Below are 21,576 nucleotides of genomic sequence, written 5' to 3' on the forward strand. Positions count from 1 at the left end.
TACCGATGTCCGTTCCTTTCGACGCTCTCGAGACCCGCTCGGAAGGCGAGCGCGCTGCCTCTCTGGCCGAATGTCTGCCCGCGCTGGTCGCGGCCGCCCGTGCGCTGCCGGGCTATGCCGGGGCGCTGGCCGAGGTGAACCCGCTGAGCCTGACCACGCGCGAGGCCCTGGCGACGCTGCCCGTCCTGCGCAAGTCGGGCCTCGTCGCCGCGCAATCGGCCGATGCGCCCTTCGGCGGCTATACCGCCTGGGAGGCGCGTCAGTTCGATCATGTCTTCCAGTCGCCCGGACCGATCTACGAACCGGGCTGTGTCAGCACCAACTGGTGGCGGCTGGGCCGCTTCCTGCATGCCGCCGGAATCGGCGAGGGCGACATCGTGCAGAACTGCTTCGGCTATCACCTGACGCCCGCCGGCATGATGTTCGAGAACGGCGCGCGTGCCGTCGGGGCTGCGGTCCTGCCCGCTGGCACCGGCCAGACCGAGCTGCAGGTGCGCGCCGCCCGCGATGTTGGCGTGACCGCCTATGCCGGGACGCCCGATTTCCTCAAGGTGCTGCTCGACCGGGCCGACGCATTGGGGATGGATCTGTCGCGCATCCGGCGCGCCGTCGTGTCGGGAGGCGCGTTGTTCCCGTCGCTGCGTCAGGACTATGCCGATCGGGGCATCGCCTGCCTGCAATGCTATGCCACCGCCGATCTCGGCAATATCGCTTATGAAAGTCCGGCGATGGAGGGGATGATCGTCGATGAGGGCGTGATCGTCGAGATCGTGCGCCCCGGCACCGGCGATCCGCTGCCCGATGGCGAGGTGGGCGAGGTCGTGGTGACGACGCTCAACCCCGACTATCCGCTGATCCGCTTCGCGACCGGAGATCTGTCCGCGGTGATGCCGGGGCAATCGCCCTGCGGGCGCACAAACATGCGCATCCGGGGCTGGATGGGCCGGGCCGACCAGACCGCCAAGATCAAGGGCATGTTCGTCCGCCCCGAGCAGGTGGCCGATCTCGTCGCACGCCATCCCGACGTGACGAAGGCACGGGTCGTGGTCGGTCGCGCGGGCGAGCGCGACACGATGACGGTGCTGCTCGAGACCGAGGCAACCGACCCCGCGCCTTTCGCGGCCAGCGTCGCCGAGGTGCTGAAGCTGAAAGGAACGGTCGAGCTGGTCGCGCCGGGCAGCCTGCCCAATGACGGTCTGATGATCGAGGATACCCGACGCTACGATTGAGGCCGCAGCCCTGTCCCGCCCGCCTTGTCTCGCCTGCCCCGGGCTGTCAGCTTGCGGCCTGCTGTCCTCCGTTGTCCGGGCTGCGACGCTGCCTTTGTACCGACCATCTGTCGATCAGCCGCGCCCATAGGATCAGGCAGAGGCAAGCCGCCAGGACGTAGTGCCTGGCAAAGCCGGACGGGAAGGCTAGGAAGTGCAGCAGCGCGAAACCTATGGAGGCAAGGACCGCCTTGTCGAATGGGACGAGGCGGCCCCGCATCGCCTTCGCGGCGAGAAAGGCTGCCGTTCCGAGGATCAGCGCGACCATTCCCGTATCTTTCGAGACGAGACGCTGCAAGCCCCTGGCATAGGCCCCCAGGATGTCGGTCATCCCGAGCGTCCGCTCCATCTCCGCGGGATAGGGTTGAGGTCCCGAGACAAGGGTGAAGTCGAAGACGCGAAGATAGCCGTAATTGCCCGAGACGGCGTTCAGGCCGACAACGGTCGCGGCTCCGGCGCCCAGCATGGCGGCGATCCACAGGCGCGGAACCCGACCATGAAGCAGAAGCGCCGCGAAGGGCAGCAGGATGACGAAATCGGTCCTTGCCAGCGGAAGAAGCGCGAAAAGCAGCATTGCCGGGCGCGGGTGCCTTTGACAGAGCAGCAGCGCCGCAAGCGCGATCAGTGCGGCCAGCCCGTCGGGGGTCGAGAGCCGCGCCAGGGAGCCAAGCCCGGTCTCGTACAGGGCAAAGGGGAGAAGCGCGGCGACCGCGATCGATCTGGGAGAGACGGCGACCCATCCGAGGATCAGGAGAAGCCCGCCGCACAGGGCCGAGACCAGCGCCGTTCCGTCTGCGATCGTCCCGGTGAGCTTCGAGCCCGCGATGGACAGAGCCACATAGAGCGGCCGGATGGAATAGAACGGCAGCTGCTGGCGGAGCGCCTCGGGATCCTGGTAGACGGCCGCCCGATAGCCTCCGGTGGTCAGCTTCTCGAAGGTCTCGGGTGCGGTCGCGCGGCGGATATCTTCATAGGTCCGGGTCGAAAGGTGGTCGGTGCCGGTTTCTCCCATCAGCCTGTAGGCGACGGCGGTGTAACCGATGACATCCCAGTTGTGATGACTGCGGGCGTAGGAGTTCAGGACGAAGAACAACGAGAGAACCGCCAGGTAGGCAAGTCCGGCCAGTTTCAGGGCGCGTGCGTTTCCAAGAGTGTTCAAATCGGTCTGCCTGTCCTCTGTACCGCGCCTGCCCGGCGGCGTCCTGTCCGGCTCCGGGCGCACGGCTTGTCCGCGTCGATGGCTCTTTTAGGCGGAAGGCCTGACCGGAACAATGGCTTCAGGTCATGAAGACATAGGTGCCGGGCGCGGGGCAAAGCGGCGGCAGGCCGGCATCGGGCGCGCCCATCGCGGGAGGGGCCGCCTCGGCCGGGCCGGTCCTTGCGGCCAGCCAGCCCGCCCATTCCTGCCACCACGATCCCTCCTGCGCCGGGTGGCGCGCATACCAGCTGTCGGGGTCCATGTAGCGGGTGTCGGGCGTCCGGCAGCCGATGCGGTAATAGCGGCCCTTGTGACCCGGCTCGGACAGGATGCCGCCGTTATGGCCGCCCTTGGTCAGCACGAAGGTCAGCTCGTTCTGGGTGAAGAGCGCGACCTTGTAGACCGAATGCCAGGGCGCGATATGGTCCTTCTCGGTGCCGATCACGAACATCGGCGCCCGGATGTCCTTGAGCGCGATCACCCTGCCGTCGACCGCGAACCGGCCCGAGGTCAGGCGGTTGTCGAGAAACAGCGCCCGCAGATAGTCGGAATGCATCCGCGCGGGCATCCGCGTCGCATCGGCGTTCCAGGCCGAGATGTCGAAACCCTCGTCCTCCTTGCCCATCAGGTAGCGCCGGACCGCGCGGGTCCAGACCAGATCCTCGTCGCGCAGCGCCCGGAAGGCGCCCGCCATCTGTTCCTGCGCCAGATAGCCCTGATCCCACATCATGTCCTCGAGGAAGGCCACCTGGCTTTCATCGAGAAACAGCATCAGCTCGCCGGCTTCGGTGAAGTCGGTCTGGGCCGCCAGCAGCGTGATCGAGCCCAGCCGGTCGTCGCCGTCGCGCGCCATGGTGGCGGCGGCGATCGACAGGATGGTGCCGCCGAGGCAGTAGCCGCAGGCATGGATCTTCTGTTCGGGCACGATCCGGCCCACCGCCTCGAGCGCGGCCATCACGCCGTCGCGGCGGTAATCGTCAAGCGACACCTCGCGGTAATCGGCGGTCGGGTTCACCCAGGACATCGCGAAGACGGTGAAGCCCTGCCCGACCAGATAGGCGATCAGCGAGTTTTCCGGGCTGAGGTCGAGGATGTAGTATTTCATGATCCAGGCCGGCACGATCAGCACCGGCTCGGGATGCACGGTGGCGGTCCGGGGCGCGTATTGGATCAGCTCGAACAGATCGTTGCGGAACACCACCTCGCCTTCGGTGACGGCGAGGTTGCGGCCGACCGCATAGCCCTCCGGGGCGGGGGCGGGATCGCCCTTGGCTTGTGCGCCCAGATCCTCGGTCAGGTGTTTCAGCCCCTGCATCAGGCTGGCCCCGCCGGTGCGCAGCGTTTCCTGCAGGATTTCGGGATTGGTCAGCAGCATGTTCGAGGGCGACAGCATATCGAGCATCTGCCGCGCCATGAAGGCGACCCGGTCGCTGCTATGCGGGTCGGTGCCGCGGGCCGGTTCGGCGGCGGCGTCCCACCAGTCCTGCGCGGCCAGAAAGGCCTGCTGCCACAGCGAGAAGGGCGGGCGCGACCAAGCGGGATGGGTAAAGCGGTGATCCTCGGCGCGCGGCCGGAACGGCGGGGCCCCGGCCGACCAGCCCGCGGCATGGGCGGCCAGTTTCGCACCGTTGTGAAGCGCGCGCTCGGCCAGTTCCATCTGGCGGCCAGGGGCGCGGGCGAGATGGCTGGCCCAGTCTGCCCAGGCGGCAACGGCCGCGTTGGGCGAGGTGCCCGAGGTCATCCGCGCCAGGATCGCGCGGCCCGCCCGGTCGGCGGTCTCGTAGGGATGGTCGGATTCCGGATGGCCGTTCGGTGCGGTCATGGCCTGCCTCTTCATCGTTCTGCCCTGGCCGGTCTGATGCAACGGCCTGTCAGAACCGCGATAACAATCGGGCCATGGCGCGACAATCCTGCCGCAACGTAAAAACGCTCCGGACCGAGATCCGGAGCGTTTCGGGTCACGACGTGACCTGATCCTGTTGCGGCGCTCAGCCCTGGCGGGCTTTGAAGCGGCGCTGGGTCTTGTTGATCACATAGACCCGGCCCTTGCGGCGCACAACGCGGCAGTCACGATGACGCTGCTTGAGCGAGCGGAGCGAGTTGCGGACCTTCATCGGCCTTCTCCTCATGTCGCGGCGCGTCCGTGCGCCTCGTGGGTTTCAAGGGCTGTCCCCGGGCCTTGCGCCGCGGGGACAGAAATTCGATGGTGGGCGGTACTGGGATCGAACCAGTGACCCCTACGATGTCAACGTAGTGCTCTACCGCTGAGCTAACCGCCCGTTTCCGAAACCATCCTGCCCTTCCGAAAGAAAACGGACGCGGGCAGGACCGCGTCGGTCCGCAGGTCTATAAAAGGAGTCGGAGGAGGGTGCAAGGGCTTTTGGTCTTCTCTATTATGCCATTATAAATGTCCGGAGGAGGACCTGGCGGCGTGCAGGCGTTCAAGCTTTTCCGGCCTGACGGGCCGGCCACCAGCATTGTGTTTTCCTCGCCCCATAGCGGGCGGGATTACCCGAGTTCGTTCCTGCGCCAGACGGTGCTCGACGAACGCACCATCCGCTCTTCCGAGGATGCCTTCATCGATATCCTGTTTTCCGATGCGCCCGGGCAGGGCGCGCCGCTGCTCGCGGCTTCGGTGCCGCGCGCCTTCGTCGATCTCAACCGGGCCGCCGAGGAACTCGATCCGGCGGTGATCTCGGGGGCCCGGATGACCGGGCACAATCCGCGGATCAGCTCGGGGCTCGGAGTGATTCCCCGCGTTGTGGCAAACGGTCGCGGCATCTATCGCGGCAAGATCGCCCTGGCCGAGGCCGAAACGCGGATCGAGACCTGCTGGCGACCCTATCACCGCCAGCTCGAAGCGTTGCTCGAGGAGGCGATGGCCCGATTCGGCCAGTCGATCCTGATCGATTGCCATTCGATGCCGCGCGAGGCGATCGAAACCGCGCGGTCGGGTGGGCGGCCGCGCCCCGAGGTGGTGCTTGGCGACCGTTTCGGCACCTCGGCCGGTGCCGCGATCGTCGACCGGATCGAACAGGCCTTTTCCGCTGCGGGGCTTCGGGTCGTGCGCAACGCGCCCTTCGCCGGGGCCTATATCACCCAGCGCTACGGCCTGCCCGCGCGGCGACGCCATGCGGTGCAGGTCGAAATCGACCGCTCGCTTTACATGGACGAGGCCGAGATCCGTCCCAATGCCGGTTTCGACCCGCTGCGGCGCGTGCTGGGCGAGGTGGTGGCGTCGCTGAGCGCGATCGGCCGTCCCGACGACGTGCCGCTGGCGGCCGAATAGGCCCGGCGTTCAGACGAAATCCGACCGCCGGAACAGGCTGCGCACGATGGTCAGCCCGGCGCCGATGGCCCCGATGGTGAAAGCCACGCGAAGTCCGGCCGAGGCGGTCATGCCCAGCGTCTGTGCGGCGGTGGCCGGATCCTGCGAGGTCAGGTTCAGCAGGCCGATGATGCATTGCGTGGCCGCGCCGCCCGGGATCATCGGGATGCAGCCCGCCACCGCCAGCGCGGTTCCCATCCGCGCCACCCTGAGCCGGGGCAGCGACAGGAGCTCGACCCCCAGCGCGACCGCGGCCGCGGCTGCGAAGGAGGCGGCCTCGAGGCTCCAGCCCATATCCAGCCCGAGGGTGCGTACCGCCAGCGCCAGCGCACCGGCCGCCGCCGCCCAGGCCAGCCGCAGCCAGTCGAAGTTGAACAAGACGCCGAAGCCCGCCGCCGCGACAGCGCCGAACACCGCCTGATGCAGGACCGAGCGCTGCGGCTCGAACACCGCGTCGGGCATCTCGGGCACCAGAAGCCGTGCCGCCGAGATGCCGACGGTGATGAAGATGAGGATCATCCCCACCGTCACGAAGCGGGCGCTGCCGGTGGTCGGGTGGCCTTCCATGATGTCGGTCTGGGCATTCATCGCCGGCACCCCCGGCACCAGCAGGAGGACCGCCGCCGTCATCGCCGTCTCGACCATGTGGCTGCCCGCAGGTATCGCCATGAGCCCGGCCAGCGTCGCTGCGAGGCAGGCGACGATTGCGGTCAGGACGAAGGGGTTGGCGCCGTGGCGCATCAGGCTCACGCGGACCCATTGCCCGGCCGTGCCGGCCGCCAGCACCGGCCCGAAGGCGGCCCAGTCGACCCCCAGAAGCCGCCCGAAGGCGGCGCAGGCGATGCCGGCGGCAAATGCGATCAGCAGCCGCGGGTGATGCGGGGTCTGCGCGCGGAGCCGGGCCAGCGCGTCGCTGACCTCTCCGGTAGTGGCACCGTCGCGTTCGACCGCGACGCAGAGATCGCGGATGGCGTGGTTCAGGCGCATGTTGACCCCATGCGCGCCGGTGCCGGTCATCCGGGTGATGCTGTTCCCGCCATGGGTCACGGTCAGCGCCAGAGAGGCGAAGCCGACCCGCACATGCACGTCCTCGGCGCCGAGCCCGAGGGCGATCTTGCGCATGCCGTCCCTCACCACCAGCGACTTGCCGCCGGTCTCGGTCAGAAGAACGCCCGCCTGCAACGCGGTCATCGCGATCTGTTCGAGGTGGCGGTGGCGCAACACCACGGGGTCGGTGCTTTCAGTCATGGCTAGCCTGCCTGGTCGTCGTCGATTTGCCCTCCCAATTGTCTCCCCTGCCGCGAAGGACAAGGCCAATCTGTGGCGATGCCGCCCCCGCCGGTGACGAGGTTGCCCGCAGGATCTGTTAAAAATGGAAGGGATTTCGATGGTTTGGGTGCATTTTCAGTGGCGGCTTGGCGTCGTGCACTACTAGTCGCGCGGCTGCAAGGAGAGGTGGCAACCCGGGTGACAGGCAACCATGAGCATCGCGCATCCCGAAAAGATCGGGCTTGGAACCTGGGATCGCGACTCGCGCGGCACAGCGCTGGGCGATCTGGGTAAGCTGGGCTTCGAGTGGTACTACACCTGGAGCGACCGGCCCCTTTACGACGCCGGCCCGAGTCCCGATCCGGCCGAGTTCGTCGGCATGGCCCGGGACGAGCGGATGGTCGGTCAGGCCGCGCTCGACCGCATCCTTGCCGCCGGGGCCGACACGCTTCTGGGCTTCAACGAACCCGATCTGGCCCGCCAGGCGGCTAGGGAGGTTGCGGAGGCGCTCGCGCTCTGGGGCGCGCTCGAGGCGACCGGGCTCCGGCTCGTCTCGCCGGCCGCCCCGCAGGAACAGGCCCTGGGGGCCGAAAGCTGGCTCGGCCGCTTCATGGACGGCGCCGCGGTGCAGGGGCTGGGGGTCGATGTCGTGGCCGTCCATTACTATTCCGACACTGGCGATCTCGCGATTTCGAGGCCTGGCTGAACGCGGTCCATGACCAGTATGGCAAGCCGGTTTGGGTCACCGAATGGGTGCTGGCCGACTGGACCGGCGGGCGCAGCTTCAGCGCCGCCGAACAGGCCGCCTTCGCCCGGACCGGGGCCGAGATGATGGATGCTCTCGATTTCGTCGAGCGTCACGCCTGGTTCACGGCCTATGAGGGCGGCGATGGCTGGTATCTGAACGGCGGCCTTTGCGACGCGGCGGGCAATCTGACCGAGGTTGGCCGTGTCTTCGCCGATCTGACCGCGGCCCGTTGCGCCCCCGACGATTGCGGGCAGCGATGGCGACGACCTGCTGAGCGGCGGCGCCGGGGCCGAGCTGATGCTGGGCGGGGCGGGCGACGGTCATCTGACCGGCGGCGGCTCGGATACACTTTGCGGCGGCGCGCGCAATGACAAGCTGCAGGGCAGCGTTGCGGGTGATCTGCTGAAGGACAGGACGGGCGACGATCTTTATGTGGTGGTCTCGACCGCAAGTGCCGTTCTGGAAAAGGCGTGCGCGGGGCGGGACCGGGTTCACGCCACGGTCGACTGGACGCTGGGGGACAATCTCGAACATCTTACCGTGACCGGGACGACCGCGCTTGACGGCACTGGCAACGGGTTGTGTCGGGCAATGCCGGGCAGAACCTGCTTTACGGTCTGGGCGGCGACGATACGCTGCTGGGGGCGGCCGGGGATGACGGGCTTCTGGGGGGGCGGGAGAGGATCGGCTCTGGGGCGGCGATGGCAATGACTGGCTGGACGGCGCGGAGGGCGAGGATATTCTCGACGGGGGCGCGGGCTCCGACCTGATGATCGGCGGCGCCGGGGCGGATCTTTTCATCTTCGGCGGCGGCCGGGACCGGATCGCCGATTTCGGGGAGGATATCGACACGCTCCGGCTGGACGCCGCGCTTTGGGCCGGGGCCGCGCCCGGCCCCGACGCGGTGGCGGATCTGGCCTATGCGACGGAGGCGGGCGTGTTTCTCGATTTCGGCGACGGCAATGGCATCCTGATCGAGGGGCTTAGCGCGGTCGGGGCGCTGATCGACGATCTGCAGATCGTCTGAGCGCCCCGCCGCAGGGGCCTATCGCAGCCGCTCGATCTGGTCGGGATGGATCTGGCCGAGCCAGGTTTCGGTCAGGGGCTTGCCCTTCCGGGTCAGGAAGGCACGCAGGTCGACCGTCTCGGTTCCGGGCGGGGCTTTGAGGTCGAACACCATCCGCCAGCGGTCGGTGCCCACCACCGGCAGCACGAAGGGGTTGATGATCACGACCCCCTGGGGCGCCGAGACCTTGGGCAGGATCCCGTCCTTGCGGGTCAGCCCCTTCAGCGCGGGCCCCTCGAAATCGACGACGACCTTGATCTGGTCCTTGGGACGCGGCTGGCCGGGCACGCCGCCATTGCCGATCCGGGTGGCGACGGTATGGGCCAGCTTCATCTCGACCGGCGGGGTCGCGGTCCAGTGCAGCCGGTAGGAAAACGTCATCTCGTCGCCTGCCTGGGGCTTGGTCTCGGGGTTCCAGAACGCGACGATATTGTCGAAGATCTCGTCATCGGTCGGGATCTCGATCAACTGGACCGCGCCCGCGCCCCAGGGCGAGGTCGGCTCTACCCAGACTGCGGGGCGCTTGTCGTAGAACACGCCGTCATCCTGGTAGTTCTCGAAATCGCGGTCCCGCTGGATCAGTCCGAAACCCTTGATGTCCTGGTCGAAATAGCTGGAAGTCACGACCCGGTCGGGGTTGTTCAGCGGCCGCCAGATATGCTCGCCCGCGCCGGTCTCGATCATCAGCCCGTCGGTGTCATGCACCTCGGGCCGCCAGTCCGCCGACTGGAAGCGGTTGCTTTCGGAATACCAGAACATCGAGGTCAGGGGCGCGATCCCCAGCCGCTCGACCGGAGCGCGGAAGAAAAGCCGCGCGGTGATGTCCATGATCTGGCCCTGGCCGGGTTGGTCGCCAAGCACCATCCGGTAGGCGCCCGCGACGCTTGGCCCGTCCAGCAGCGCGTTGACGATGGTGCGGCCGTCCGGACCCGGCTCGAGGTAGAATTCGGTGAAGCGCGGGAATTCCTCGGGCACCGACATGCCGGTATTGAGCGCGATGCCGCGTGCCGACAGCCCGTATTGCTTCAGCGCGCCGTCCGAGCGGAAATAGGCCGCGCCCAGAAACGAGATCCAGTCGGTCTTCATGTCGGGCCGCATCAGGCGGAACCCGGCAAAGCCCGCATCGGGTTGCAGCGCATGGGCCGGGCTGTCTTCCGGCATGTCGAAATAACCGGTGCTGTAGACCAGCTCGCGGGCGGTGCCGTCCTCTACCGCGAAGATCTTCACCGGCTGGCGGAAATAGGTGCCGAGATGGAAGAACTGCGCCGCGGTGTCGCCGATCATCAGCGAGGTCTCGGGCCGGAAGAAGATCTTCCAATGCGCGTCATAGTCGATCTTTTCCAGAACCTCGGGCTGATGCACCGGCGTCGGCGCATAGGGTCGGGCGGCCAGCGCGGCGGCGCGGGAGGCCAGCATGTCGAAGCTGAAAGCTCTGGGAGCGCCGAGTTCGGGACCTGAAAGGCCCGGTGCGGGCGGGACCGAAGCCGGATCGGCCGCGGCGAAGGGGGCGGCGGCAAAAACGGCGGCAATACAGGTGGCGGCGGCGAAGAGGGTACTCTTGACAAGGCGGTGGTCGGTCGGACGGACAGTCGGCACGTTGGGCTCCTTGGCGGCGGCCCCGGCTGGGGCGACGTCCGAGGAATTTGGTGGATTTGCTGGCCAAATCAAGCTGAAGATCGGTTCATCGGCGGGGCCATGCCGTCGGAGCACGGCGCCATGAAAGGCGCCTTGTGCCATGACGAGACGGGCCGGGATGTGCGCCCCGGCCCGCCGGTTCCGGCAGGGCCCGCCCGGAGGCCCTGTCCGGTCGGCAGTCAGCGTGGCATCAGATGGTCCGGGCCGACATCTCGCGGGCGATGTGGTCGGCCTGACGAATGGCCAGCGCCACGATCGTCAGGGTCGGGTTCTCGGCCGCGCCGGTGGTGAATTGCGAGCCGTCCGAGACGAAGAGGTTCGCTACGTCATGGCTCTGGCCCCAGCGGTTCACGACGCCGTCGCGCGGGTTTTCCGACATCCGGTTGGTCCCGAGATTGTGGGTCGAGGGATAGGGCGGCGTCGGGAAAGTCCGGGTCGCGCCCACCGCCTCGTAGATCGCGCGGCCCCGCTCATAGGCATGGGCGCGCATCGCGCGGTCGTTCGGATGGTCGTCGAAATGGACGTCGACCACCGGCAGGCCATGCTGGTCGGTCACATCGTGGTTCAGCGTCACGCGGTTGGTTTCCTGCGGCATGTCCTCGCCGACGATCCACATGCCCGCCATGGTCTCGTAGGCATCGAGCGCCGAGGTGAATTCGCGCCCCCAGCCGCCCGGATCGAGGAAGGCCGCCATGAAGGGCAGCCCGAGGCTGATGGTCTCGAACTCGTAGCCCCCGACGAAGCCCCGCGAGGGATCGTGCCTAACCTCGTCGCGGATGATGCCGGCCATGGTGGTGCCGCGCCACATCCGGACCGGCTGCTCGAAGCTGGCATAGACCGATCCGGTCATGTGCCGCATGTAGTTGCGCCCGACCTGGCCCGAGGAATTGGCCAGCCCGTCTGGGAACATCGACGAGGCGGAATTGAGCAGAAGCCGCGGGCTTTCGAACGAGTTGCCGGCGACGCAGACGATCCGCGCCTTCTGCATCTGCAGATTGCCCTCGGCGTCGAAATATTCGACTCCGGTCACCTTGCCCTTGGCGTCATGCAGTATGCGCGCGGCATGGGCTTTTTCGCGGACCTCGAGATTGCCGGTCTCTTCGCCATGCGGGATCTCGGTATAGGCGGTGGACCATTTGGCGCCCCATTTGCAGCCCTGGAAGCAGAAGCCCGTCTGCTGGCAGCTGAGCCGCCCGTCGCGCTCGACCGAGTTGATCGCCATCCGGCCGGTGCTGACCTCCTTGTAGCCGAGCGCCCGCGCGCCCGCCTCGAAGACCTTGTAATTGTTGTTCCCCGGCAGGCCGGGCAGGCCATTGGTGCGGGTTACGCCCAGCTTCTTCTCGGCCAGGTCGTACCATTTCTCCATCTCGGCCGCGTCGATCGGCCAGTCGAGAAGGTTCGCGCCCTGCACCGGACCGTAGGTGGTCTTGCCCTTCCACTCATGCTCCTGGAACCTCAGCGAAGCGCCGGCCCAGTGAGTGGTGGTGCCGCCCACCGCCTTGACGATCCAGGCGGGCAGGGCCGGGAAGTCGCGCGCCACCCGCCAGTCGCCCGAGGTGGTGCGCGGGTCGGTCCAGGCGAGCTGGCCGAAGCTTTCCCATTCGTCGTTGATGTAATCCTCGGGCAGGTAGCGCCCGCCGGCCTCGAGCGCCACGACCTTGATGCCCTTCTGGGCCAGTTCGTTGGCCAGCACCCCGCCGCCCGCGCCGGTGCCGATGATGACGACCACGCTGTCGTCGGTCTTGTCGAATTTTGCAGCCATATCCGTTCCTCCCTGACTGGCTATGGCTCAGAGCCAGGCGATGTCGTCGAAGCCGCGATGCAGATAGCCGCCCTTCGAATAGCTCTCGCCCTCGTAGCCGAAGAGCGGCCAGACGGCTTTCTGGTTGTAAAGCCCGGTCACGAGCCCGCCGCGGATGGTCTGGAAGAAGACGCTGTCCTCGATCTCGCGCAGGATCTCGGCGCGGTCCCGTTCCCAGCCGGTGCCAAGGTAGGTCGGAAAGCCGTGACCGCGCGCCAGTTCGTCCAGCGCGGCGATGCCCGCCTCGATCGCCGGGGCGGCCTCGGCCGTATCGTAGCCCTTGACCGCGACGACGTAATATTCGGTGCCGATCCGGTCATGGGGATAGATGTCGCGCGCCATCTGCACGAGGGTCGCGAAGGTTTCGGGTTTCAGCGCCGCGGTCTCATGGGCCCAGGCGGCGTCGGGGGCTGCGACGAAGCCTGCCCCCACCACCAAAGTCGCCCCTGCCGCGCTGGCGCGCGCAAGAAGCTGGCGCCGGGTCAGTGCCCGGACGGCTTGCTGGTCTGTCATCTGATCTCCTCCCTTGACAGACGGGCGGGGTCCAGCCGCCCTGTCTCTTGTCGTTATCGGTCTTTTCTCTTTATCGGGTCATTTGAAGCGGCCGCTGCGTTCCAGCACCTCGATCTGGTAGCCGTCCGGATCGGCGACGAAGAAGAACCGCCCGACCAGTTCGCCCGCCGGGGCGAATTCCACCAGCTTGCGCGGCGCGAGGCCCTCCGCCTCGAAGCGCGCATGTTCGGCATCGAGATCCTCGACCGATACCGCCAGATGGCCGTAGCCGTCGCCCAGGTCATAGGGCTCGGTCCGACCCTTGTTCACGGTCAGTTCGAGTTCGAATTCGGTTTCCGGGTTGCTCATGTAGATCAGCGTGAAATCCGGGAAATCGAGCCGCTCCGCGACCTTGAGCCCGAAGGCCTTGTCGTAGAACGCCACCGACCGCTCTTCGTCGAGCACCCGGATCATGCTGTGGATCGCCTTGGCCAAGATGGTCCCCTTCTTGCTGGGTCTTCCGTTCGGAAAGAGCCTAGCGCGGGACGGGGAGGGCCGGGGTAGTAGCGCGATACTACCATGCGGGCTTTGCGCCGGGGGCTATTCGGCGGCCATCGCCATCGGGCCTCCTGCCGGGGCGGTCTCGCGGAAGATCAGGCAGGTGCAGCGCAGGAGCGAGGTGAAATTCGACGGCTCGCCATGCCGTTCCAGCACCTCGGCATGAAGCTTGGAGATGAAGGCGGGCGTCGTTGCGCCTTCCGAGGCTGCGATCTCGTCGAGGATGGCCCAGAAGCTGTTTTCCAGTCGGATGCTGGTGCTTTGTCCGTTGAGCCGCAGCCGCCTTGTGGTCGACTGGTAGCGTTCGGGGTCCTGTCCGGCAAAGATCTGGCACATCGCATGTCTCCTTCCCTGCGGCGCGGTCTTCAGGCGGTGTCTGTCGTCGCCGTCCTGTCCGGTCTGAAGTTTATACCAATTCCAGGGGCGACCCCAAGCAAGAACCGTGCCGGGTCTTCTCTACCCTGGCGATTGCAGCGCGGCGCCCTGCGGGCTATGCAGCGCCGGGGACCGAAGGAGAGCGCGATGGGACGGATCATTCTGGTGACCGGCGGGGCGCGGTCGGGCAAGAGCAGCCATGCCGAAGCGCGGGTCCGTTCGATGCCGGGCGCGCCGGTCTATATCGCCACTTCCGAGCCGCAGGATGACGAGATGCGCGACCGCGTGGCCCGGCACCGGGCGGCGCGCGGGCCGGGCTGGACATTGATCGAGGAACCGCTCGATCTGGTCGGTGCGCTTGAGCGCAGCGATGGCGCCGGGCCGCGGCTGGTCGATTGCCTGACGCTCTGGCTGTCCAATCACATGTTCGCAGGGCGCGACTGGGAGCCAGAGGCCGGGGCGCTGACCGCGGCGCTCGCGCGCCAGCAATCGCCGGTGGTGCTGGTCTCGAACGAGGTCGGCATGGGCATCGTGCCCGAAAACGCCTTGGCCCGGGCCTTCCGCGATGCCCAGGGCTGGGTCAACCAGCGCGTGGCCAAGGTTGCCGACGAGGTCGAATTCGTGGTGTCGGGCCTGCCCTTGCGGGTGAAGTGAGCGGCCCGCTCAGCCGCTTTTCGTGAGATAGCGTTCGAAGGCGTGCAGCGTGGTCTCCGAGACATGGTGCTCGATGCCCTCGGCGTCAATCTCGGCCGCCTCGCGCGGTACGCCCACCGCCACCAGCATATCGACCACCACGCGGTGACGCTGGCGCACCCGGTCGGCCAGCGCCGCGCCATCTTCGGTCAGGAACACGCCCCGATAGGGCCGCGAGACCGCCAGCCCCTCGCGCTTGAGCCGCGAGACCGCCTTGGTCGCGGTCGGATGCGCAACGCCCATGCGCTGGGCGATGTCGGCCACCCGCGCCTCGCCATGTTCGGCGATCAGATCGCCGATCATCTCGACATAATCCTCAAGCAGCGCGACGGCCTGCGCCTCGCGGGCGCGGAGGAAGCGGTCGGCGGGCGGGGGCATGTCGGGCGGCATCGGGCCTCCTTTCCCGAACCGGCGCCGCGGCCGGCCGGACTGTCAGGACCGGATATATAGCCGGGACGGTTCGCCTAGGCCAGAGCCGGATGATGCCTCTGGATGAAAGAGAAGATAGAACATCACGATAAAGACACTTGCACGAAATGAAGCCTTGGCTAAGTTTGTTCGTCATCCGTTTCCACCCTGCCTCAGGACGATATCATGAGCCCCAGCGACCGTACCCGCCTGGAAATGTCCGACTTTCTTTCGGGCAAGCGGCATGGTCTTCGGGCCCGGCTGCTGTTCGTGGGGCCGGCCGTGATCGCCTCGGTCGCCTATATGGACCCGGGCAATTACGCGACCAATATCCAGGCCGGCGCAGGCTACGGCTATACGCTGCTCTGGGTGGTGCTGCTGGCGAACCTGATCGCGATGCTGTTTCAGGGGCTGTCGGCGCGGCTTGGCATCGTCACCGGCAAGAACCTGGCCGAGCTGTGCCGCGACCACTTTCCGCGACCGCTGGTGGGGGTGATGTGGGCGGTCAGCGAGGTCGCGGCCATGGCCACCGATCTGGCCGAGTTCCTGGGCGGGGCCATCGGGCTGTCCTTGCTGCTCGAGCTGCCGCTGATCGTCGGCATGGCGATCACCGCCATCGTCACCTATGCGATCCTGCTGGTCCAGGGCCGGGGTTTCCGGCCGATCGAGCTGATCATCGGCGCGCTGGTGGGCGTGATCGGGCTTTGCTACCTGGCCGAGATCCTGATCGCGCCGGTCGACTGGGGCGCGGCGGGGCTGGGCCTCGTGACGCCCGCCATGCCCGATGCCGCCGCTCTGACCATCGCCGTCGGTATCATCGGCGCCACCGTCATGCCGCATGCGATCTACCTGCATTCGGGCCTGACCCAGACCCGCGCCGTCATCCACAGCGAGGCCGAGCGCGCCAAGGTGCTGCGCTATTCTGATATCGAGGTGGTGGCGGCGCTGGCCGTGGCCGGGATCGTCAACATCGCGATGGTGATGATGGCGGCCAGTGCCTTTCACAGCGGCCATAGCGAGGTCTCGGAGATCGAGACCGCCTATCACACCCTGACCCCGCTTCTGGGCGCGGCGGCGGCGGGTGTGTTCCTGCTGTCGCTGATCGCCTCGGGCATTTCCAGTTCGGTCGTCGGCACGATGGCGGGGCAGATGATCATGCAGGGCTTTCTCAGGATCCGTATCCCGATCTGGCTGCGGCGGCTGGTGACGATGCTGCCCGCCTTCGCGGTGGTCGCAGCCGGGGTCAACGCCACCCAGGCGCTGGTCGTCAGCCAGGTGATCCTGTCGATCGCGCTGCCGGTGCCGATGATCGCGCTGATCGTCTTTGCCGGGCGGCGTGACGTCATGGGGGCCTATGCCACTGGGCCGCTGCTGCGCGCGCTGGCCATTGCCGGGGCGGCGATGGTGCTCAGCCTGAACGCGGTTCTGCTGGCCGGGGCCTTCGGGCTCGACCTGCCGTTTCTCGGATCTCTGATCGTGGGGGGCTAGTCTCGGGCCCGGCCCTGCGGCCGCCGGCAGAGCAGGATCAGAGCCGCAAGCGCCGATCCCGAGATCGCCAGACCGTGCAATCCGAGCCCGCAGAGTTCGGGCAGGACCGGATGGCCGCCACCGCCCGAGCCCAGCCAGAACAGGCCGGCGCCAAGCCCGATCCAGAGGAAGACCGAGGCCGCCAGGGCCACCGAGAGGATCGGCAACGCAAGGGCCGGCGGCAGGGCACAAAGGCTGCGGCAGGAAGGTTCGGTCCTGTCGGGCATCGGCATCGCGGGCGGTCTCCTCGGCGGTCGCATCGTCTGGCGGTCTTGGCGGAAACCGGATCACGGCGCCGCGACGGCGCGGCCTCCCCCCGCCCGCATTCCGGTACGCTGCCAGCAGCGCTGCCGCAACCCGCCTTCGGGCTTCAGACCCATTGAGTGTCGAAGCCAGAACACCTAGGAGGCTGAGCGGCAGATCACCCTCACCACCCGCGACGGCGCGCGCCCCTTCGACGGCATCGTCACCGAGGCGCGCTGGCTGTGCTCGGGCGACAATGGCCATCGCTACCGGCTGCGGCTTCGGCCCTAGGCCTTTCTTGCCAACCTGAGGCGTAACCAGCTGATCTTTCACAACAAGACCGTGGTCGAGATCCTGACAGAGCTGCTCTCGGCCTATGCCGATGCGGGCGCGCTGACGGTGGAACGTCACGATCCGCAAGGTGACATCGAAGGCTGCAAAGAGATCGTCGAACCCTTGCATCTCTTGATATTCGAGGATGTCGCCATCCGTTGCGGTCAGGTCAGGGCTTAGCCCGGCCTCGGGGTCGAGGCCGCCGGGATAGCGCCGGTCGAAGTAGAATCGCGCGGCGATGGCCCCGCCGTTCCAGGGCGCGGCGGTTTCGCCCCGCGGATAGCTGCCACCCGCCGTTTTGCCGATGGCTCCGTCATTTTTGCCCGCCCAGACCGGAATGGGGCGCGCGGCCCTGGCCTGCGCCAACGGGGTCGAGATCCATTCGCGCGGATCGTGCACCCGCTTGCCGCGGGCGCGGACGCGGACGCGGATCTGTGCGATCGATCAAGACCGGTTTCAATGCTGCCGTTGCCCGTGCCGGAATTGATCACTGCACGCCGCACGATCTGCGCCGGACCGCTGGCCGCTTCATGGCGGAGGCCGGGGTGCCGATCGAGGAGATTGCGGAGTACCTCGGGCACACGAATCCGAACATCACGCGCTCGACCTATGCCAGGTTCAGTCCGGAACATTTGCGCCGCGCTGCCGGGTCTTTGGAGTTCGGAGCTCCGAAACTGGTTCAACGAACCAGAGTGCAAACACCAAAAGGTCGCGTAAGTATTTGATTTTATGGTGACCCCGGCAGGACTCGAACCTGCAACCTATCCCTTAGGAGGGGATTGCTCTATCCAGTTGAGCCACGGGGCCTGTCTTTAACCTTCGAACGGTTCGGAACATGGGGTGCGCGAGGCTGCCCTTCTCCTGACCGTCGGTCTCCTCAACGTCTTCCGGCCCCGACCACCCGCCTGAGAAAGGCGTGCCCATCCGGTCGGGCAACGGGACCATGTCCCGTCTTTTCCCCGGAAAACGCTGCGGTTGCAAGACCGCTTCGGCTTGGACTTCCGGGGCATTCCCGCTTAACTGATGCGACCAGCCCTCGAAGGACCCGCCGCGCCGTGACCGCAGACCCGCCCGACAGACCGCGCCGACCGTTGACGCTGCGCGACGTGTCCGAAGCCTCGGGCGTCAGCGAGATGACGGTCAGCCGCGTGCTGCGGCAAAGCGGCGATGTCTCGGAAAAGACCCGTGCCCGGGTGCTGGAGGCCGCCAAGCGGTTGGGATATGTGCCGAACCGCATCGCGGGCGGGCTGGCCAGCCAGCGGGTGAACCTCGTCGGCGTGATCATCCCGTCGTTGTCGAACATGGTCTTTCCCGAGGTGCTGGCGGGCATCAACGAGGTGTTCGAGGACACGCCGTTGCAGCCCGTCTTCGGCCTGTCGCGCTATGATCCGCCGCATGAGGAGAAGGTGCTGTTCGAGATGCTGTCCTGGCGGCCGTCGGGGCTGATCGTGACCGGGCTCGAGCATTCCGAGGCGACCCGGGCGATGCTGCGGGCCGCGGGTATTCCGGTGGTCGAGATCCTCGATCTCGATGGCGAGCCCATCGACTCGGTCGTCGGCATCTCCCATCGCCGGGCCGGGGCCGAGATGGCGCGGGCCATCGCCGCGGCGGGCTATCGCCGGATCGGCTTTCTCGGCACCAAGATGCCGATGGATCACCGGGCGCGCAAACGCTTCGAGGGCTTCACCGGGGCGCTCGGCCGGGCGGGGCTCGAGGTCGTCGACCAGGAATTCTATTCGGGCGGCTCTGGGCTCGAGAAGGGGCGCGAGATGACGCGGGCGCTTCTGGACCGTCACCCCGACTTGGATTTTCTGTATTTCTCCAACGACATGATCGCCGCGGGCGGGCTGCTTTACTGTCTGGAGCGCGGTTTCGACGTGCCGGGCAAGCTGGGGCTGGCGGGCTTCAATGGCATCGAGCTTCTGAACGGGCTGCCGCTGCGCCCGGCCACGATGGACATCCAGCGCCGCGAGATCGGTCGTCGCGCGGCGCAGATCATCGCCGATTGCGTCGGGAAGGGCCTGCCCGGCAAGGGCGAGCGGGTGGCGCTGAGCCCGCGGATCGATCCGGGCGACACGCTGCGCGCCGACCTTGCCAGATGTGGACAAGCCGTCCGCGATCAGGTTTAAGCGCGGCAAACCGCCCCGGTGCCGCAAAGAGGCCTGCATGCCAGCCGTTTCCATCGTCATCCCCATGAAGAACGAGGCCGAGAACGTGGCCTTCCTTCTCGGGGAAATCGCCGAGGCCTGCGCGGTGCTCGACAGCCATGAGGTGATCGTCGTCGATGACGGCTCGACCGATGCCACCGCGGCCATCGTCGCCGAGCGGATGAAGACCGACCCGTCGCTGCGCCTGCTGCGCCACCCGAGTTCGGGCGGGCAGAGCGCGGCCGTCCATAGCGGTGTGCTGGCTGCCCGCGCGCCGGTGGTCTGCACGCTCGATGGCGACGGCCAGAACCCGCCCGCCGAGCTGCCGAAGCTCTGGGCGCCGCTCTTGGCCGACGAGACCGGTCGGCTGGGTCTGGTGGCGGGCCAGCGCGTCGGGCGGCAGGATACGGCCTCGAAGAAATGGGCCTCGCGCGCGGCCAATGCGATCCGGGGCCGGCTGCTGAAGGACGGCACCCGCGACACCGGCTGCGGGCTCAAGGGCTTCCGGCGCGACCTGTTCCTGACGCTGCCCTATTTCGACCACATGCACCGCTATCTGCCCGCGCTGTTCCGGCGCGACGGCTGGGAGATCGCTCTGGTCGATGTCAGCCATCGCGAGCGCCATGCCGGGGCGTCGAATTACAGCAATCTTCAGCGTGCGCTGGTCGGTGCCTATGACCTGATCGGGGTGTCCTGGCTGATCCGCCGCCGCAAGAAGGCGCGGGCCGCCGAGGAGCCGCGGCATGCAGATTGAGACGCTGTTCGGCTGGCTGCATGTCGACAGCTGGGCCGAGTTCTGGTGGGTGGCGGTCGGACTGGGCGGCCAGCTCATGTTCACTGCGCGCTTCCTCGTGCAGTGGATCGCCTCGGAACGTGCCCGCAACTCGGTGGTGCCTGTGGCCTTCTGGTATTTCTCGATGGCGGGCGGGCTGATCCTTCTGGCCTATGCGATCTACCGCAAGGACCCGGTCTTCATCCTAGGGCAGGTGACCGGCGTCTTCATCTATACCCGCAATCTCTGGCTGATCCATGCACACCGGCGCCGCAACACCTGATCGTCACGGATGGCTGGGACCGGCTGCGGCCGTCGTTCTGGCCGTGACCGCGCTCCGGGTCTGGCTGCTCTGGCTGAACCGGATGGATCTTTTCGTCGACGAGGCCCAGTACTGGCTCTGGGGGCGCGAGCTGGCCTTCGGCTATTATTCGAAGCCGCCGATGATCGGCTGGGTGATCCGGGCCACGACCGGGCTTGCCGGCAGCGATGCGCCGTTCTGGGTGCGCTTGCCGGCGCCGCTGTTTCATGCCGCGACGGCGCTCATTCTCGGCCGGATCGCGGCCGGGCTCTGGGGCGCGCGGGCGGCTATCTGGGTGGCGCTGGGCTATGTCACGCTGCCGATGGTGGCGGTGGGCTCTATCCTGATCTCGACCGACACGATCATGTTCCCGTTTCTGGCGCTGGCGCTGGGTTTCTGGCTGAGGCTGCTGTCGCGGCCGGGACCGGGCTGGGCGCTGGCGGCGGGCCTGGCGCTGGGGCTGGCCTTTCTCTCGAAATACGCGGCGATCTATTATCCGCTCTGCGCGGCGCTCGCGGCATTGTTGATCCCGCCCGCGCGGCCCCGGCTGCGCGATGCGGGGCTGGCGCTTCTGGCCTTTGCGGCGACGATCTCGCCCAATGTGATCTGGAACCTGCAGAACGGCATGACCACGCTCGAGCATACGCTCGACAATGCCGACTGGGTGCGCGCGCCCTCTGAACGGGCGGGCTTCGACATTTCGGGCCTGACCGAGTTTCTGGGCAGCCAGTTCGCGGTCTTCGGACCGGTGCTGTTCGCGGCGCTGCTATGGAACGCTCTGCGCTGGGCGCGGCAGGATGCGCCGAGCCGGCTGATGCTGGTCTTCGCCTTGCCGGTCGTGGCCATCGTCTCGGTCGAGGCGCTGCTCGCCGGGGCCTATGCAAACTGGGCCGCGGCGGCCTACCTGGCGGGAACGCTGGCGGTGCTGCCGGGCCTCGGCCGGGGCTGGCGGATCAGTTCTTTCGCGATCAACGGAACGGTGGCGCTGGCGCTGCCGGTGCTGGGGGTCTTCGCCCCGGTGGCGAGCCTCGGCGGTCATCCGCTGCTGGAACGCTATCTCGGCCGCGCCGATATGAGCACCACGATCCTCGACATCGCCGCGGCCGAGGGGCAGGGCGTGATCCTGGCCGACAATCGCGACCTGCTGGCCGATCTCTTCTATACCGGGCGCGATCGGGATGTCTCGATCTATGCGCCGCCGCCGGTCGGGCGCGCGCCCAACCATTACGCGCTGCGCCATGCGCTGCCGGACGACCTCGGGGGAGAGGTGCTCTATGTCGCGGGGGGAAGCCCGCCTGCCTGTGCCGAGGGGGTGACGCCGCTGGCCGATCTCGCCCCCCAGACCGGCGCCTATCGCGGCAAGCGCATCCGCATCTTCCGGCTTCCGGCCAGCTGCTGGAATGGTTGAGCCGCC

General features: G+C 67.4%; 23 protein-coding genes, 2 tRNA genes and 3 pseudogenes. 15 read left to right on the forward strand and 13 right to left on the reverse strand.

All coding sequences use genetic code 11. The annotated features are described in order from the left end of the window. Positions 1-5: 5 nt before the first annotated feature. Entirely contained in the window at positions 6-1,229 is a 1,224-nt protein-coding gene (locus B5V46_RS01705) for a phenylacetate--CoA ligase family protein (RefSeq protein WP_080614986.1), read from the forward strand. A gap of 46 nt (positions 1,230-1,275) precedes the next feature. On the opposite strand, the gene B5V46_RS01710 is transcribed toward B5V46_RS01705, so the two are convergent. From B5V46_RS01710 to B5V46_RS01725, 4 genes are all read right to left on the reverse strand, one after another. Beyond that, entirely contained in the window at positions 1,276-2,427 is a 1,152-nt protein-coding gene (locus tag B5V46_RS01710) for a hypothetical protein (RefSeq protein ID WP_080614987.1), read from the reverse strand. Positions 2,428-2,545: 118 nt separating this feature from the next. Continuing rightward, positions 2,546-4,288: an alpha/beta hydrolase gene (locus B5V46_RS01715; RefSeq protein ID WP_231119194.1), complete on the reverse strand. Its 1,743-nt coding sequence runs from the start codon at positions 4,286-4,288 to the stop codon at positions 2,546-2,548. Positions 4,289-4,454: 166 nt separating this feature from the next. Continuing rightward, complete coding sequence (gene ykgO / locus B5V46_RS01720; RefSeq protein ID WP_010141322.1) at positions 4,455-4,580, reverse strand: type B 50S ribosomal protein L36; 126 nt, start codon at positions 4,578-4,580, stop codon at positions 4,455-4,457. Between the two features lie 90 nt (positions 4,581-4,670). Beyond that, positions 4,671-4,745 (reverse strand) — tRNA-Val (locus B5V46_RS01725). A 152-nt stretch (positions 4,746-4,897) separates the two neighbouring features. On the opposite strand from B5V46_RS01725, the gene B5V46_RS01730 reads away from it, so the two are divergent. Then, a complete protein-coding gene (locus B5V46_RS01730) occupies positions 4,898-5,755 on the forward strand; it encodes an N-formylglutamate amidohydrolase (RefSeq protein WP_231119195.1) in 858 nt (285 codons plus the stop codon). 9 nt (positions 5,756-5,764) lie between these two features. Here B5V46_RS01730 and B5V46_RS20325 read toward each other — a convergent pair whose 3' ends face one another. Continuing rightward, entirely contained in the window at positions 5,765-7,042 is a 1,278-nt protein-coding gene (locus B5V46_RS20325) for a threonine/serine exporter family protein (protein ID WP_080614990.1), read from the reverse strand. Between the two features lie 232 nt (positions 7,043-7,274). Here B5V46_RS20325 and B5V46_RS01740 point away from each other — a divergent pair, with 232 nt between their 5' ends. From B5V46_RS01740 to B5V46_RS01755, 5 genes and pseudogenes are all read left to right on the forward strand, one after another. Continuing rightward, a complete protein-coding gene (locus tag B5V46_RS01740) occupies positions 7,275-7,769 on the forward strand; it encodes a glycosyl hydrolase (protein WP_080614991.1) in 495 nt (164 codons plus the stop codon). Then, positions 7,766-7,960, forward strand: a pseudogene (locus tag B5V46_RS20750) (glycosyl hydrolase); the annotation flags it as partial. The gene B5V46_RS01740 and the pseudogene B5V46_RS20750, both read left to right, overlap by 4 nt. A gap of 121 nt (positions 7,961-8,081) precedes the next feature. After that, a pseudogene (locus tag B5V46_RS20755) lies at positions 8,082-8,174 on the forward strand (calcium-binding protein); the annotation flags it as partial. A 218-nt stretch (positions 8,175-8,392) separates the two neighbouring features. Next, on the forward strand, positions 8,393-8,581 hold the full coding sequence (locus tag B5V46_RS20760) for a hypothetical protein (protein ID WP_080614993.1): 189 nt from the start codon (positions 8,393-8,395) through the stop codon (positions 8,579-8,581). Beyond that, positions 8,512-8,838: pseudogene (locus B5V46_RS01755) on the forward strand (peptidase); the annotation flags it as partial. The gene B5V46_RS20760 and the pseudogene B5V46_RS01755, both read left to right, overlap by 70 nt. Positions 8,839-8,856: 18 nt before the next feature. On the opposite strand, the gene B5V46_RS01760 reads toward B5V46_RS01755, so the two are convergent. The 5 genes from B5V46_RS01760 to B5V46_RS01780 form a co-directional block, all read right to left on the reverse strand. Continuing rightward, positions 8,857-10,473 carry a glucan biosynthesis protein gene (locus tag B5V46_RS01760; RefSeq protein WP_231119196.1) on the reverse strand — a complete coding sequence of 539 codons (1,617 nt, stop codon included), beginning with the start codon at positions 10,471-10,473 and terminating at the stop codon, positions 8,857-8,859. A 229-nt stretch (positions 10,474-10,702) separates the two neighbouring features. Continuing rightward, positions 10,703-12,274: a GMC family oxidoreductase gene (locus tag B5V46_RS01765; protein ID WP_080614996.1), complete on the reverse strand. Its 1,572-nt coding sequence runs from the start codon at positions 12,272-12,274 to the stop codon at positions 10,703-10,705. A gap of 27 nt (positions 12,275-12,301) precedes the next feature. Further along, positions 12,302-12,826, reverse strand: coding sequence for a twin-arginine translocation signal domain-containing protein (locus B5V46_RS01770; RefSeq protein ID WP_080614997.1), 525 nt, complete (start codon positions 12,824-12,826; stop codon positions 12,302-12,304). Positions 12,827-12,904: 78 nt separating this feature from the next. Further along, on the reverse strand, positions 12,905-13,300 hold the full coding sequence (locus tag B5V46_RS01775; RefSeq protein ID WP_042457259.1) for a VOC family protein: 396 nt from the start codon (positions 13,298-13,300) through the stop codon (positions 12,905-12,907). Between the two features lie 105 nt (positions 13,301-13,405). Beyond that, positions 13,406-13,699 (reverse strand): ribbon-helix-helix domain-containing protein, encoded by a 294-nt coding sequence (locus tag B5V46_RS01780; protein WP_080614998.1) that lies wholly within the window; start codon positions 13,697-13,699, stop codon positions 13,406-13,408. Positions 13,700-13,885: 186 nt separating this feature from the next. Between B5V46_RS01780 and cobU the strand changes: the two genes are divergently transcribed. Continuing rightward, positions 13,886-14,392, forward strand: a complete 507-nt coding sequence (gene cobU / locus B5V46_RS01785) for a bifunctional adenosylcobinamide kinase/adenosylcobinamide-phosphate guanylyltransferase (protein WP_080614999.1) — start codon at positions 13,886-13,888, stop codon at positions 14,390-14,392. A 9-nt stretch (positions 14,393-14,401) separates the two neighbouring features. On the opposite strand, the gene mntR is transcribed toward cobU, so the two are convergent. After that, positions 14,402-14,821, reverse strand: a complete 420-nt coding sequence (gene mntR, locus B5V46_RS01790; protein WP_080615000.1) for a manganese-binding transcriptional regulator MntR — start codon at positions 14,819-14,821, stop codon at positions 14,402-14,404. Between the two features lie 204 nt (positions 14,822-15,025). On the opposite strand from mntR, the gene B5V46_RS01795 reads away from it, so the two are divergent. Continuing rightward, the gene (locus B5V46_RS01795; RefSeq protein WP_080615001.1) at positions 15,026-16,327 is read left to right on the forward strand and encodes an Nramp family divalent metal transporter; all 1,302 of its coding nucleotides are present in this window, start codon (positions 15,026-15,028) and stop codon (positions 16,325-16,327) included. On the opposite strand, the gene B5V46_RS01800 is transcribed toward B5V46_RS01795, so the two are convergent. Continuing rightward, the gene (locus B5V46_RS01800) at positions 16,324-16,599 is read right to left on the reverse strand and encodes a hypothetical protein (RefSeq protein WP_080615002.1); all 276 of its coding nucleotides are present in this window, start codon (positions 16,597-16,599) and stop codon (positions 16,324-16,326) included. The two genes, B5V46_RS01795 and B5V46_RS01800, sit on opposite strands and share 4 nt — an antisense overlap. A gap of 352 nt (positions 16,600-16,951) precedes the next feature. On the opposite strand from B5V46_RS01800, the gene B5V46_RS20105 reads away from it, so the two are divergent. Together B5V46_RS20105 and B5V46_RS20345 are read left to right on the forward strand one after the other, a co-directional pair. After that, the gene (locus B5V46_RS20105; protein WP_196774312.1) at positions 16,952-17,122 is read left to right on the forward strand and encodes a hypothetical protein; all 171 of its coding nucleotides are present in this window, start codon (positions 16,952-16,954) and stop codon (positions 17,120-17,122) included. Positions 17,123-17,376: 254 nt separating this feature from the next. Next, the gene (locus B5V46_RS20345) at positions 17,377-17,667 is read left to right on the forward strand and encodes a tyrosine-type recombinase/integrase (RefSeq protein ID WP_231119197.1); all 291 of its coding nucleotides are present in this window, start codon (positions 17,377-17,379) and stop codon (positions 17,665-17,667) included. A gap of 5 nt (positions 17,668-17,672) precedes the next feature. On the opposite strand, the gene B5V46_RS01810 is transcribed toward B5V46_RS20345, so the two are convergent. After that, positions 17,673-17,749: transfer RNA gene (locus B5V46_RS01810), tRNA-Arg, on the reverse strand. A 248-nt stretch (positions 17,750-17,997) separates the two neighbouring features. Here B5V46_RS01810 and B5V46_RS01815 point away from each other — a divergent pair. From B5V46_RS01815 to B5V46_RS01830, 4 genes are read left to right on the forward strand one after another with little or no spacing between them, the layout of a single operon-like run. After that, positions 17,998-19,071 (forward strand): LacI family DNA-binding transcriptional regulator, encoded by a 1,074-nt coding sequence (locus B5V46_RS01815; protein WP_155773889.1) that lies wholly within the window; start codon positions 17,998-18,000, stop codon positions 19,069-19,071. Between the two features lie 37 nt (positions 19,072-19,108). Continuing rightward, positions 19,109-19,843, forward strand: coding sequence for a glycosyltransferase family 2 protein (locus tag B5V46_RS01820; protein WP_080615005.1), 735 nt, complete (start codon positions 19,109-19,111; stop codon positions 19,841-19,843). After that, complete coding sequence (locus B5V46_RS01825) at positions 19,833-20,144, forward strand: lipid-A-disaccharide synthase N-terminal domain-containing protein (protein ID WP_080615006.1); 312 nt, start codon at positions 19,833-19,835, stop codon at positions 20,142-20,144. Before B5V46_RS01820 ends, B5V46_RS01825 begins: the two co-directional genes overlap by 11 nt. Beyond that, positions 20,119-21,570, forward strand: coding sequence for a glycosyltransferase family 39 protein (locus tag B5V46_RS01830; protein ID WP_080615007.1), 1,452 nt, complete (start codon positions 20,119-20,121; stop codon positions 21,568-21,570). Before B5V46_RS01825 ends, B5V46_RS01830 begins: the two co-directional genes overlap by 26 nt. Positions 21,571-21,576: the final 6 nt, after the last annotated feature.

This window comes from Rhodovulum sp. MB263 (genome assembly GCF_002073975.1).
GTDB lineage: Bacteria > Pseudomonadota > Alphaproteobacteria > Rhodobacterales > Rhodobacteraceae > Rhodovulum.